13 protein-coding genes are annotated in these 12,493 nt (G+C 55.4%); 4 read left to right on the top strand and 9 right to left on the bottom strand.

Translation table 11 applies throughout. The features are described from left to right. Positions 1-36 precede the first annotated feature (36 nt). The 3 genes from elaB to idnO form a co-directional block, all read right to left on the bottom strand. On the bottom strand, positions 37-348 hold the full coding sequence (gene elaB, locus ACSOSI_RS17625; RefSeq protein ID WP_012146001.1) for a stress response protein ElaB: 312 nt from the start codon (positions 346-348) through the stop codon (positions 37-39). An 85-nt stretch (positions 349-433) separates the two neighbouring features. Continuing rightward, positions 434-1,465: an L-idonate 5-dehydrogenase gene (gene idnD / locus ACSOSI_RS17630; RefSeq protein ID WP_026142459.1), complete on the bottom strand. Its 1,032-nt coding sequence runs from the start codon at positions 1,463-1,465 to the stop codon at positions 434-436. 23 nt (positions 1,466-1,488) lie between these two features. Further along, positions 1,489-2,253 carry a gluconate 5-dehydrogenase gene (gene idnO / locus ACSOSI_RS17635; protein ID WP_135345123.1) on the bottom strand — a complete coding sequence of 255 codons (765 nt, stop codon included), beginning with the start codon at positions 2,251-2,253 and terminating at the stop codon, positions 1,489-1,491. 270 nt (positions 2,254-2,523) lie between these two features. Between idnO and ACSOSI_RS17640 the strand changes: the two genes are divergently transcribed. Further along, positions 2,524-3,507, top strand: a complete 984-nt coding sequence (locus ACSOSI_RS17640) for a substrate-binding domain-containing protein (RefSeq protein WP_012146004.1) — start codon at positions 2,524-2,526, stop codon at positions 3,505-3,507. 1 nt (position 3,508) lies between these two features. Here ACSOSI_RS17640 and ACSOSI_RS17645 read toward each other — a convergent pair whose 3' ends face one another. The 5 genes from ACSOSI_RS17645 to ACSOSI_RS17665 form a co-directional block, all read right to left on the bottom strand. Continuing rightward, the gene (locus ACSOSI_RS17645) at positions 3,509-4,003 is read right to left on the bottom strand and encodes a DUF1097 domain-containing protein (protein WP_261421854.1); all 495 of its coding nucleotides are present in this window, start codon (positions 4,001-4,003) and stop codon (positions 3,509-3,511) included. A 260-nt stretch (positions 4,004-4,263) separates the two neighbouring features. Beyond that, the gene (locus ACSOSI_RS17650; protein WP_261434195.1) at positions 4,264-5,508 is read right to left on the bottom strand and encodes an MFS transporter; all 1,245 of its coding nucleotides are present in this window, start codon (positions 5,506-5,508) and stop codon (positions 4,264-4,266) included. A 148-nt stretch (positions 5,509-5,656) separates the two neighbouring features. Further along, a complete protein-coding gene (locus tag ACSOSI_RS17655) occupies positions 5,657-6,520 on the bottom strand; it encodes a DMT family transporter (RefSeq protein ID WP_012146007.1) in 864 nt (287 codons plus the stop codon). Between the two features lie 100 nt (positions 6,521-6,620). Beyond that, positions 6,621-7,046 carry a cupin domain-containing protein gene (locus ACSOSI_RS17660; RefSeq protein WP_017893486.1) on the bottom strand — a complete coding sequence of 142 codons (426 nt, stop codon included), beginning with the start codon at positions 7,044-7,046 and terminating at the stop codon, positions 6,621-6,623. Positions 7,047-7,136: 90 nt separating this feature from the next. Beyond that, positions 7,137-8,966, bottom strand: a complete 1,830-nt coding sequence (locus ACSOSI_RS17665; RefSeq protein WP_476705883.1) for a thiamine pyrophosphate-binding protein — start codon at positions 8,964-8,966, stop codon at positions 7,137-7,139. A 336-nt stretch (positions 8,967-9,302) separates the two neighbouring features. Here ACSOSI_RS17665 and ACSOSI_RS17670 point away from each other — a divergent pair, with 336 nt between their 5' ends. From ACSOSI_RS17670 to ACSOSI_RS17680, 3 genes are all read left to right on the top strand, one after another. Continuing rightward, complete coding sequence (locus ACSOSI_RS17670; RefSeq protein WP_261277586.1) at positions 9,303-10,178, top strand: LysR family transcriptional regulator; 876 nt, start codon at positions 9,303-9,305, stop codon at positions 10,176-10,178. 128 nt (positions 10,179-10,306) lie between these two features. Further along, positions 10,307-10,567, top strand: a complete 261-nt coding sequence (locus ACSOSI_RS17675) for a type II toxin-antitoxin system RelE family toxin (protein WP_261277587.1) — start codon at positions 10,307-10,309, stop codon at positions 10,565-10,567. 39 nt (positions 10,568-10,606) lie between these two features. Beyond that, the gene (locus tag ACSOSI_RS17680; RefSeq protein WP_261277588.1) at positions 10,607-10,972 is read left to right on the top strand and encodes a helix-turn-helix domain-containing protein; all 366 of its coding nucleotides are present in this window, start codon (positions 10,607-10,609) and stop codon (positions 10,970-10,972) included. Positions 10,973-11,035: 63 nt separating this feature from the next. On the opposite strand, the gene nuoN is transcribed toward ACSOSI_RS17680, so the two are convergent. Beyond that, positions 11,036-12,493: an NADH-quinone oxidoreductase subunit NuoN gene (nuoN, locus tag ACSOSI_RS17685; RefSeq protein WP_012146011.1), complete on the bottom strand. Its 1,458-nt coding sequence runs from the start codon at positions 12,491-12,493 to the stop codon at positions 11,036-11,038.

Consider the following 12,493-nt stretch of genomic DNA (forward strand, 5'->3'; position numbering starts at 1 on the left):
GGGCGCGGCGGTGGCCGCGCCCAACTTCCAGGGAGCTTATTTACGTGACAGCAGCAAGCCCAGTACCAGACCGACCGTCGCACCAATACCCACGCTGTGCCATGGGTTTTCACGCACGTAACCGTCGGTGCGGCAAACCGCGTCCTTGGCTCGCGCATAGTAGGACTCGGTAGTATCAGCCAGTCGCGACTTAACCTCGCTCAATGCCTCTTCGGCATGTGACTTGATGTCGATATAGGCCTGATCGGCGCGATCGCCAGAGTATCTCAACACTTCTTCCAGCGTGTCGCTCAGCATTCTCAGATCGTCATCGAGCGTGGTTTGATCCCTATCCGTATTTCTCGCCATGTTAAGTTCTCCGTGATTAAAAATGATACGGTCCTTAACTATAGACAAGGATCGCCGCTCTTCGCCATCAGACTATTGGCTAAAATCAGAACACCAGCTGTACTTTGGCCGCCTGACTCTTGTCACCGGCAAAGGCCAACGCCTGCGCCAGTTGCTGGTTATCAAATTCGGCAGACAGCAGCGGCAATGGATTGACTGTCCCCTCGGCCAACCAGGCCACCGCCAAATCAAATTCTTCAACAAAACGGAACGAGCCCAGCAGGTTTAACTCTTTGGCGATCAGCAACATCAGCGGGAAATCCGGGAAGCTGCCCCCCATGCCCACCTGTACTACCGTGCCTTTGGCCCGGGTGACTTCCAGGCAGCGCTGCAACGACGACGGATGGCCAGAGACTTCAAAAGCGATATCAAAGTACCCTTTTTCCTGCTGGTAGAGGCTAAAGTCGTCATTGCCGGCATGCAGACAACGGGTTGCCCCCATTTTTTGGGCAATATCCAGACAACGTGGGCTGAGATCGGCACAGACAATTTCGCCGGCGCCCAGCGCCTTCAATGCCGCCACCAGCAGGCAGCCAATTGGGCCAACGCCGGAAACAAACACCTTTTTCCCTGTCACTTCGCCGGGCTGCTTCGCCGCGTGTATCGCCACCGCCAGCGGTTCGGCAAATACCATCACCTTTTCATCACGATCGGCGTCAAAGGCAATACACTGCGCGCTATCGACCACCTTGTACTGGGTGAAGGCACCGTCAACATGCGGGAAATACATCGCGCTGCCGAAGAAACGCATCTGAGTACACTGGTTTTGCTGACTTGCCAGGCAATACTTGCACTGCCCACAGGGTTTGCTGGGGTTTAACGCCACCTTCTGACCCACCGGCAGGCGGGCAGTATCACTGGCCACCACTTCACCGATCACCTCATGGCCGAGCACCATCGGCTGACGCACCTGGAAACTGCCGACTTTGCCTTCCTGGTAATAATGCAGGTCGGAACCGCAGATGCCGCCACGGGTGATTTTCACCAGCGTACCGATCCCCTGATAATCCACTTCCTGCTCCACCACCGCCACGTCATATTTGCCGTTTACCACGCAGGATTGGGTTTGAATTCTCATCATGATTTCTCCTGGGCAAGCGGCTATACCGCCGCGGACATGCCGCCATCGACAAACAGCAGCTGGCCATTAACAAAATCGGAAGCCTGGGACGACAGGAACACCGCCGCACCAATCAGCTCTTGCGGGTCACCCCAGCGGGCGGCCGGGGTGCGCTTGGTCAGCCAGGCGGTAAACTCCGGGTTGTCCACCAGCACCTGAGTCATTTCGGTTTTGAAGTAGCCCGGCGCGATGCCATTAACCTGAATGTTGTAACGCGCCAGTTCAACGCACATGCCCCGCGTCAGCATTTTTACCGCGCCCTTGGAGGCGGCATACGGGGTGATAGTGTCGCGGCCCAGTTCGCTCTGCATCGAACCAATATTGATAATTTTGCCGCTTTGGCGTTGTACCATATGGCGAGCTACGGTTTGCGACACTATAAATACCGCCTTCTGGTTGACGGCGATAATGTCATCCCAGTCTTTTTCCGGGAACTCGGTAAAGGGATGACGCCGCTGGATCCCGGCGTTATTGATCAGCACGTCAATGCCGCCACTTTCCGCCTCAATCCGTTCAATGGCGGCATGGATAGCCTGCGAGTCGGTGACGTCAAAAGCCGCAGCATCGGCGCGAAAACCTTCGCGTCGCAGTGTTTCAACGGCGCGCTGGGCGTTTTCCTGCGTGGTGGCATTAACCAGAATATGGGCGCCATACTGCGCCAGCCCACGAGCCAGCAAAAAACCAATGCCGCGAGAAGCGCCGGTAATCAGTATTTTTTTGTTATCCAGTGAAAATAAATTGTTCATAACGTTCCCCGGCGATGTCATTTGGATAGGACTGACGCCTATCTCAGCGGATCATCGCCGGTAAAAACGTGATAAAGATCACTTAAAATCGTGTTACTAAAAGCTGTTACCTTTAACGTGAAGCCACGCATTCCGGCCAGCCAGCCCATTCATACACTTCATTGAAAAATAGGGATTTTATACTTTATAACGCCGATTGTTATCACCAGATCGATTTGTTAACATGACAGAATTCGCGATCTTTGCGCCCCACCCTGTTAAGGCCCCAGAATGAAGAACCAACGCGTCACGCTGCAGGATATTGCACTGCTCGCCGGTGTGACCAAAATGACCGTCAGCCGCTATCTGCGTACGCCGGACAAGGTGGCTGCCGAAACGGCTGCGAAAATTGCCCAGGTGATGAAAGAAGTTAACTTCACCGACAGCGATGAGGCGCGTTCATCCCAAAAGCCGCGCATTGGCGTGCTGATCCCCTCCTTCAACAACCAGATTTTTGCCGATCTGTTGGCCGGCATCGAATCCATCACCCTCGAACACGGCTATCAAACTCTGGTGGTTAACTATGACTACAGCCGGCAGCGGGAAGAAGAACAGATTATCCAACTGCTGGCCTACCCCATCGCCGGGTTGATCCTCACCGATTCGGAGCACACTCTGCGGGCGGAAAAATATCTGGCGGCAACCAAAATCCCGGTGGCGCAGGTAATGAGTCTTGAAGGGCCCGAGGGGCGGATCGCCGTGGGGTTTGATAACTATCAGGCGGGTTTTGACATGACCGAAGCGCTGCTCGCCAGCGGGAAACGCCAGGTGGTTTACTTTGGTGCCATGTCCGACGCACGCGACACCAAACGTTTCCAGGGCTATTGCCGGGCGATGGAAAATCAGGGGCTGACACCACGGCAAATCACGCCGCATCGGGTCTCGTCGGTCTCGGTCGGTTCTGACATGCTGGCCATGGCCCGCCAGCTCTACCCCAGTCTGGACGGCATCTTGTGCACCAATGACGATCTGGCGGTTGGCGTGTTGCAGGCGTGTCTGCGGCTCGGACTAAAGGTGCCACAGGACATTGCGCTGTCAGGTTTTCACGGTCTGGATATTGGCAAGGCCACCACGCCGGGCATCGCCAGCGTGATCACCCCAAGGTTTGATATGGGCAAAGTCGCCACAGAGATTTTACTCAAACGCATCAAAGGGGTGCCGTGCATCGAGCGCGTCGACCTGCACTACCGCATTTCACTCGGCGGCACCATTTAAATCAGCGGTTAACATGCTCGGTAACAGCGCCAGCTTGTTTGGGTTTCTCATTGCGTGCCGCCAGCCAAAGACCGCTGTTTTTCATCGCGTAGCCGAACACCAATCCCACCAGTAGGGAGAGGCTCACCAGCGGCCAGTCGCCGCCACCGGCGAAGGTGGCACAGGCGCCAATAAAGGTGCCGGGCACAAACCCCAACCACTGCTGTTTTGCCTGGATACACATCAGGAAAGCCACGGCGCCGGTCAGCAGGTAGCCGATTATGCTCAAGCCTGGGGCCAATTCGCTACCGTGAATAATCACCATTGCCCAAAATACCCCGCTGCCACAGGTTAGCAAGCTTATCAACAAGCCTTTCAACCCACCCTGTGGGCAAGCAAAATAGGCCGTGCAGCCGAGGAAACCGGCCCAGCTAATCAACCCCAGGCTGACGGCCACCCAGCCCCAAACACCGGAGAGGATCCCGGTTGTCACAGCAATGGCAAAAATAACGTTCATAAACCGACCCGCAGCAGAGAAAGCGCGCAGTTTACTCGAAAATCGGCATTTTCATGTGATGTATTTCACATAAAATATGTAATGAGAAACAAGATAATTACAGGTATGTGGAATTTGTCACAAAAAAAACCAGCGTGGCAAGCACGCTGGAAATGACACACAACAACACCAGGGAAATCGGCTCGCCACATTGCGCAGCGAGAACATATTTATTTCAAGTTTTAGTCAGCAAGACTTCCGCTTAAAAGAACAAGAATATTTCAACGCGGGAAGCCCGCACGGGTCACCATAAAGCTCAAAATCAAGCACACCACGGCACTGACCATAAATAACAGGTTGACCGCCAGATGCAGGCTGGCATGGTCAATCACTACCCCCAACAGAATCGGTACCCAGTTGGCGATATAAGCAATAACATAAAACAGCGAAATCAGTCTTGCATGGCTGGCCTTCGGCGAAATCAAGTTCACCAACGTGGCGCTGCCGACAAAAATTGCCCCGTAGGCGTAACCCGCAATCACCATACCGGCACTGGCCAGGGCCAACGAGTGAATTTGAATCGCTTCGGCGAACACCACCACCGACAACGCCTGCGCCAAGCAGCCAAACATCAGCGAGTGACGTGCATTAACACGACGGCTGAGGATCTGGCTGATACCGGCAATCACCAGGTAAACCGCGATCACGTAACCATAAATACCGCGGCTGTGCATGCCAAGCAGCTTTTCCGACACGCTCGGGCCAATCGCCAAAATGCTGGCAGCCACCGCCCAACAGATAAACAGTGCACCGGCACACAGGTAGAACTTGCCACCGGTCGCACGCAGGCCGTCAGCCAATGAGCTTTTTTCCGCTGCGCCATCAACCGCCGCCGCCCCGCTTAACGGCGCGACCACCACTTCAACCGGCCATTTCAGCATCACGCCCAGCGCGGCCACTGCCGCCACCGCCATAATGATAATGAACGGCAGCGAAGTGGTATGGAACCCGGTTTGCAGCGCCACACCGCTGAAAATCGGCCCCAACGCCAGGCCGGTGGTAAACGACAGCGTAGCAATCAGCGCCGCATTTTTACCGCCGTCTTTCGGCCCAAAACGCACCAGCGCAATATTGGCCGCACCGGTTAATGCCCCGGTGCCGATCCCGGCCAGCAAACGCGCCATAAACATCATCAAAAACGAATCGGCCATCGAGAACAGCAAAGCCCCGGCCAGCACCACCAGCAAAGCCGGCACAATCATGCTGCGCAAGTCTTTGACCTTGCCGGCCATGTTGCCCACGCCGAACAGTGAGATCAGTACGCCAGCGGCATAGGCGCCATAAATGACCGTTAGGCTGACCGAGCTTAACGCCAACTCATGTTGATAAAGCGGATAAAGCGGCGTCGGTGCACTGCTGTTGAGCAATGCAGACATTAATGCCAGCGCTAAAAACAGCAGAATGGCAAAATGCGACGTGCCCGAATTCGCTTTAGCCGCTTCATCAACAGCCACACCTTCAGACATTTTTCTCTCCCGAAACAATCTGGATAAACACCAAGCCCTGAAACCAAATTCATCAGGAAACGCGTTTATCATACCTTTCGGGTATAACCGTCAAAATAGCCAAGAATGCATCATAGTGATTCATTAATGCATTCTGTTGAATGCAAAATTACACGGCTTCAGCTTTGGTGACCTTCGCCGGGGCGCGTTTCAAAATAGCCAGCGCACCGGAAAGAATAATCAACGCCATGCCGCCCGCGGCAATATAAGACAGTTTCTCGCCAAACAGCAGATAACCGAGCAGCGTGGAGAAAATGATGGTGCTGTAGGAAAGAATGCTGACTATCACCGCATTACCGCTGCCATAGGCACGGGTCATGGTAATTTGCCCCAGGCTGCCGAACACGCCGATGGCGCAGACGCACAGTATCATGGCGCTATCCAGCGTACTGAACCCCACTACCGTGGTCATCACGGCGCCCACTATCGTGCCCACCAGCGAGAAGTAAAACACCACCCGCAGCTCCGGCTCGCCCGTGCGCACCAGCTTGCCGACGTTAAAATAGGCCAGCGCCGTCAGCAGGCCGGAAAGCAGGCCAATCAGCGTGGCGGCATACTCACCGTTCGGCGTATCGGGCCGCAGCAGCACCAGAATGCCAATAAACCCCAGCAGCACCGAGAACAGCAGCTTGCCGGTCAACTGGCCTTTGGAGGTGACAAAGGCGATCGCCGACTGAAAGATCGGGTTGGTGTAGCCCAGCGTGGTGGCAGTGGCGATCGGCAAATGGATCAGCGAGTAGAAGCCACAGTACATTGCCGCATTGCCGATGGCGGCGCGTTTCATATGCAGACCCAGATGGCGGGTGCGAAAACCGAGGTTTTTAACCTGAATTAACGCGGCAACGATCAGCACGTTAATCACAGAGCGATAAAAAATGATGTCGAAAAAGCCGACTTTGGCCGAAGCCAGTTTGATGCTGGCCCCCATCAGCGCAAAGAACCCGCTGGCGACAACCATCCACAAAGCAACCATGATTTCCTCGGAGTGCCGCCCCAATGGGCGACAAAAATAAAACGGGGCGAATCTATTCGCCCCTACGGCAACAGCATCGCGGTGTGAAAGACGACGGCTATTATTCGGCGGCTTTCACCGTCAACGGCTTGTTATCGGCACAGGCGAAGAACACCAGCATTTCGGCCCCTTTATCGCCGGAAACGCCCTGATGCACGATATCTACCGTATCGGTAAAGGAGTCGCCCTGCTTAAAGGTGTGCTTCACACCGGTTTTCTTTACCGTCAGCGAAACGCTGCCGCCGGTCATATACACCGCGCTGATGCACGGATGGGTATGCCAGGCCAGCACCTTGTTCGGTTCCACGGTGACTTTCAGCATGGTGATCTGCGGAGCACCGGCCGGATAGTGCTGGTACGGCGAACCTTCCCACGAGGTCTCGGTTTTCAGCAGGGTTTCTTTGGTAATGCCTTCGCCGTGGTCGTCAGCGGCCTGTGCATAGCCCTGAAAGGCCATCATTAATGCCAGAAGTGTCAGTTTATACATCGTTATCGCTCCATGACTACTGTAAGTAAAATAGAATGGCGTGATACAAAGGACAATAATGACGACTCCCGCAATAACAGGGCTACGTCGTTACAAGCCTTTGATACGCTGCTCGTATTCTACGATGCTCTCGGCATAGTAGCGATTAGGTGCCACATGATTTCCTACCAACACTTCTATCAGGAACGGGCCTTCGTGCTCAGCCGCCGCGACCAGTGCCTCATCCAGCTCTTCCAGCGTTGACGCCCTGGCAGAAGAAACCCCCAGACTGTTGGCGAAGGCCTTCCAGTCGTGGTTTGGCAACGCCGTGTAGTCCGCCGAGACGCCGCGGTTCTGCAAGGTGTCGATATGCATCGCCCCGTGGGCGCAGTTGTTCATCACCACAAAGGTCATTTTGACCTGATAACGGGCGGCGGTCTGGATCTCCATACCGTGCATCAACATGCATCCGTCGCCGCTGACCACCACGCAGTCGCGGTGCGGCGCCGCCAGCTTGATACCAATGCCGGCACAAATCGCCCAGCCCATCGGTGCCAGGGAACTTGAGGTATGGTAATCACCACGCCCGCTGGCCAGCCAATGGTGCGCCATAAAGATGCGGTGCGCGCCGGAGTCGACCACTACGTTGGTGTCCGGGCCCATTCGGCTGCGAATGCGTTTGATGGCGTCGCCGGGGTACATATTGGCTTCACCCAAGGCCAGGCGCGCCTGTAAATCGGGCTGCTGTTGCTCCAACGGCAGTTGGCGCACCTGTTCAAGCCAGCCATTGCGCAGGCTCTTGATGGCGACCAGATGCTGATCTTCATCGCTGACCGCATCCAGCAGGTGCCGCAGCGTATCGGTCAGGCTGGAGAAAATCTGCATGTCCGGCTGATAATGCGAGCTGACCTTGTCAAAATCCTCATCGATCACCACCAGCGTTTTGGTGCCATGCAGCCGTGAATTCCAGTTCAGGCTGTCGCGCTGGCTGAGATCGCAGCCCAGCACCAGCAGCACGTCGACCTCGTCGCCATTGATGGTTTCCACCGCCCGGGTATGACCGGCGAAACCATACAGCCCCAGCGCCAGCTCGTGCCCTTCGGGAAAAGCGCCCTTGCCGGACAGCGTAGTGGCAACCGGCAAGCGGTATTTCTCCGCCAGGCGCAGCAGCAGTGCGGCATCCAACGGATTATTCATGCGGTTACCCACCAGGCAGGCAACGTTCAGCCCGCGCAGCAGATAATCATCCAACACCTGCTCCAGCGCCTGTTGGTCGATCGCCGCTTCACGGCACTGTGGCGTACGCTGTGGGCTGGCTTCATAATTGCCGGCTACCGTTTTCTTTTGCATATCGACCGGCACGCTTAAATAAGCGCGGCCTTTACGCTGGGTGTTCAGGCAGGACAAACTGCGCCGCAGCTCGTGCTGCAACGTAAGATTATTTTTCACTTCTATCGCGGCGGAAAGCAGCGGTTTGACGATAGTCAGCTCATCAATGCCGCTATTGCTGCCGTCCTGGAAAGCGCCCTGCGCTTCATGATAAGTGGCGATACCGCCGGCCAGATACAGCACCGGGATTTTATCGGCCTGGGCCGCGGCCATTGCCGGCAGGAAATTCATGGTGCCGGGGCCGGAGATGCCCAGACAAACGCCAAACTTGCGGCTGGCGCGGGCGTAGCCGTCGGCCATAAAGCCGCAGGCGGTTTCATGAGCGCCGACGATGCCGCTAATGGCTGAATGTTCAATGGATTTAATCAGTGGGTACACCAGCTTGCCGGGTACCAGGAATATATGCTGAATGCCCCGAGCTTCAAGACCCTGGATAATCACATCAGCGTTTGTTTGCTCCGCCGCTTTCGTGCCGGGCGTGGCAATAACCCTGACACCATCCGCAGTTGCCAGTGCTACGGGGGTGTATAACTTCTCTGCGTGAGACTCCATTTTTAATGTCCAGTCGTGGTTGGCCAACCTGATTCAGAGTCGATCCCACCAGGCTGTTAGCCAACAGAGACAGGCTCTCATGCGCATCTGCTTTCGCGTTTAGGGTAACATTGGCACAAAACGTGCGCCAGATCACAGCATAAACGTTGATAAGGATAAAGATTGTCGGGTAAAAATAAAGATGCAAAATCGCTTCACGTTAATGCATTTATTCATATCCTGAAACATAATAAATAATTATGATACCAGCCCTGACTTGTCGCCTAAACCCGTGCCCGTAAGGTTGCGCAAGAATGAACACCAACAAGGCCGATAAGCCAGCATAAAGGAAATGGCATGATGAATTGGGATGACGCACGCTTCTTCCTGGCAGTAGCCCGCTGCGGCACTTTACGAAAGGCCGCCAATGAACTACACGTCGACCAGGCCACCGTCGGACGGCGTATTACCGCTTTTGAAGAGAGCCTGGGCTCCAAGCTGTTTATCCGCACGCCGAAATCATTCTCCCTCAGCCCTTTGGGTGAGGAAATGCTGGCAGACGTGATGAATATGGAAAATGCCGTGCAGGCGATTGGCCGCAAGGCCACCAGCGGCGACGACAGCCTGTGCGGTAACGTGCGCATCGCCACCACCGACACCATGGCCGAGGCCTTTGTCATTCCGGCCTTGAAAGCGCTGCGGGAGCAACATCCGTTAATCACCGTCACCCTGCTGACGGCGGTGAATATCTCTGATATTTCCTACCGAGGAGCGGATTTGGCGATCCGTGGCGCCCGGCCCGAGTCCGATGAGCTGATTATCAAACGTATGGCAACCATCGAAATGGGGCTGTATGCCACTCAGGACTATCTCGACAAACACGGACTGCCGACCAAGGGCGACCACCTGAATGGCCATGATCTGCTGATGTTTCCACGCGAGCTGGTGCCGCGCCACTGGAACGACTTTTGTGGCGAAGCGCTGATCGACCCCAATGTAGTTTTGCAGTGCAATTCACAGTTGCTGTTGCGCTCGGCAACGCGTAACGGATTGGGCATCGGCCTGCTGTCCTCCTTCCTGGCGGACAAGGACCCGGATCTGGTGCGTATCTTCCCGGAGAATAAAGACTGGGTAGATATCTGGCTGGTACTGCACCCCGACCTGCAGCGCGCCGCGCGGGTACGTGCCGTAGTGCAGGCGTTGGAAACCTCGTTTAAAAACAATCCCGGCTGATCTCACCCATTCAGGGGTTAGGGTGATGTACCCGCCCCTCTTATCTCATTTCACCGCATTGCCATTATTAGATTAAAAACTTATTATCTAATTAACGCACAGGACGTGCCCCCACAGTCGAGGGAATGATGGCAAAGGTTAACTGGTCGCGCAAAGCACTTAAGCAATTGATGACGCTACCTACACAGGATCGCTCAGCCATTAAAAACAAGGTTGGGCTGTTAAGCACGTTTCCTGCCGTCAGACTGGATATCAAAAAATTGCAGGGTGCTGACAGCCAATTCCGCCTGCGCGTCGGCAGCTATCGCATTATTTTTGAGATGACTGATGATGAACCCATTGTCTGTCTGATCCAACAGGTGAAGCGCAGAACGTCGACAACGTACTGAACAGCGTTGAGCCGAAATTTACAACCAGAGGTATGCCAGATGGCGAAGTTACAGTATATCCATGATGAATCAGGCAAACCGCTGTACGTGGTATTGCCTCTCGATGAATATAAAAAGCTGGTAGGCCGGCAAGATGACTATGAGTCTATCCCCTATAATAGCGACGCGCACGATGATGAAACGGTTCCTCACGAAGTGGTCTCTATCATGTTGGATCAGAACATCAGCCTGATCGCCGCATGGCGAGTTTTCCGCGGCTTCTCGCAGTACGATGTGGCGACAAAACTGGGCACTACCCAATCTGCCGTTTCTCAGTGGGAAGCCATCGACTCCAAACCGCAAAAAAAAACCAGGGAAAAGCTGGCAGAGTTGTACCACTGTCGCCCGGCGCAGATGACGCTTTAATCTGTTCCCCATCCCCATAAAAAAAGGTCGCCGAAGCGACCTTTTTTACTGCCTTGATGCCAATCAGAACATCGGCTGTGCCATCTGCACCAGCGTAATCAGCGGCTGCGGATAAACCCCCAGCAGCAACACCAACGCGGCGGAGATCAACACCACCACACCGCCTGCGGTCAACGCCCAGTTGTTCGGGGTATCGCGCTGCAGCGCTTCCGGCGCGCTGAGGAACAGGCTGACGGTCACACGCAGGTAGTAGTACAAACCGATGGCACTACCCAGCACCACTGCGCCGGTCAACCACCACAGGTGAGCACTGACACCCATCGCGATAACGAAGAACTTACCGATAAAGCCCAGAGTCATCGGGATACCGGCCAGTGACAGCATCATCACCGTCATTACCGCAGACAGAATTGGCTTATGCCAGAACAGACCACGGTAGGAGAACAGTGAATCGGCATCCGGGCCACGGTACGGGCTGGACATCAGGCTGACTACGCCAAACGCGCCCAGGCTGCTGAACAGGTAACCGGCCAGGTAAACCCCGGCGGTTTCCAACGACAGCTGATGGGTTTGCACCGCAATCAACGCCACCAGCAGATAACCCAGGTGGGCGATCGACGAGTAACCCAGCAGACGCTTGATATTGGTCTGGCTGATGGCCATCAGGTTGCCGAACAAAATGGAGCAGACGGCAATGATCGACAGCACCATGCGCAGCGCTTCGTTGTCGGCGGCCGGTGCATACAGGAACAAACGCATCACCACGGCGAAGATTGCAATCTTGCTGGCGGTCGCCAGGAAGGTTGAAACCGGCGCAGGCGCCCCCTGATACACATCCGGCGTCCACAGTTGGAACGGCACCAGCGACAGCTTGAAGCCCAGACCGACAATCATCATGCCCATACCCGCCAGGACCAGCGGCTGGTGCATCATGTTTTCTTGCAGGCTTTTGCCCAGGCCGGCCAGTGACAGGTCGCCGGACTCGGCATACAGCAGCGCCATACCAAACAGCAGGAATGACGACGCGGCAGCGGACAGCAACATATACTTGATGGCCGCTTCCAGCGGACGCTTCTGGCGGTAGGCATAACCCACCAGACCGAACAGCGGCAGCGAGATCAGTTCAATACCGAGGAACAGCGACGCCAGATGGTTGGCGCTCGCCAGCAGAATGCCACCCAGGGTAGCAATCAGCACCAGCAGGTAGAACTCTTCGCGGTTGTCCGGGTAACCGACCAGCCAAGGATAGGCGAAGGTACAGGTCGCCAGGCTCGCCAGAATCACCAGCCCGGTATAGAACATCGAGTAGCCGTCAACCCGCAGCAGCGGGGTGACGTCCATTGGGCCTGCCTGGCCGACAAAGTACAGCGAAAGCAGCGCCAGGTTTAGACCGATCACGGTCAGGGTGGCGTTGATAAAGTGGTCGCGTCGCCACGCAATGCCTAGCATCACAACCACCACCGTCAATCCGACGATCAACAGTGGTAACAATGCGATCAGTTGTTGAGGAGTTATTGTCAT

The sequence above is a fragment of the Serratia sp. AR11 genome (assembly GCF_056376275.1).

What these genes read in the sequence shown, in the direction of transcription:
- elaB (WP_012146001.1), bottom strand. Translation starts at nt 348, where the DNA reads ATGGCGAGAAATACGGATAGGGATCAAACCACGCTCGATGACGATCTG.
- idnD (WP_026142459.1), bottom strand. Translation starts at nt 1,465, where the DNA reads ATGAGAATTCAAACCCAATCCTGCGTGGTAAACGGCAAATATGACGTG.
- idnO (WP_135345123.1), bottom strand. Translation starts at nt 2,253, where the DNA reads ATGAACAATTTATTTTCACTGGATAACAAAAAAATACTGATTACCGGC.
- ACSOSI_RS17640 (WP_012146004.1), top strand. Translation starts at nt 2,524, where the DNA reads ATGAAGAACCAACGCGTCACGCTGCAGGATATTGCACTGCTCGCCGGT.
- ACSOSI_RS17645 (WP_261421854.1), bottom strand. Translation starts at nt 4,003, where the DNA reads ATGAACGTTATTTTTGCCATTGCTGTGACAACCGGGATCCTCTCCGGT.
- ACSOSI_RS17650 (WP_261434195.1), bottom strand. Translation starts at nt 5,508, where the DNA reads ATGTCTGAAGGTGTGGCTGTTGATGAAGCGGCTAAAGCGAATTCGGGC.
- ACSOSI_RS17655 (WP_012146007.1), bottom strand. Translation starts at nt 6,520, where the DNA reads ATGGTTGCTTTGTGGATGGTTGTCGCCAGCGGGTTCTTTGCGCTGATG.
- ACSOSI_RS17660 (WP_017893486.1), bottom strand. Translation starts at nt 7,046, where the DNA reads ATGTATAAACTGACACTTCTGGCATTAATGATGGCCTTTCAGGGCTAT.
- ACSOSI_RS17665 (WP_476705883.1), bottom strand. Translation starts at nt 8,966, where the DNA reads ATGGAGTCTCACGCAGAGAAGTTATACACCCCCGTAGCACTGGCAACT.
- ACSOSI_RS17670 (WP_261277586.1), top strand. Translation starts at nt 9,303, where the DNA reads ATGATGAATTGGGATGACGCACGCTTCTTCCTGGCAGTAGCCCGCTGC.
- ACSOSI_RS17675 (WP_261277587.1), top strand. Translation starts at nt 10,307, where the DNA reads ATGGCAAAGGTTAACTGGTCGCGCAAAGCACTTAAGCAATTGATGACG.
- ACSOSI_RS17680 (WP_261277588.1), top strand. Translation starts at nt 10,607, where the DNA reads ATGGCGAAGTTACAGTATATCCATGATGAATCAGGCAAACCGCTGTAC.
- nuoN (WP_012146011.1), bottom strand. Translation starts at nt 12,493, where the DNA reads ATGACAATAACTCCTCAACAACTGATCGCATTGTTACCACTGTTGATC.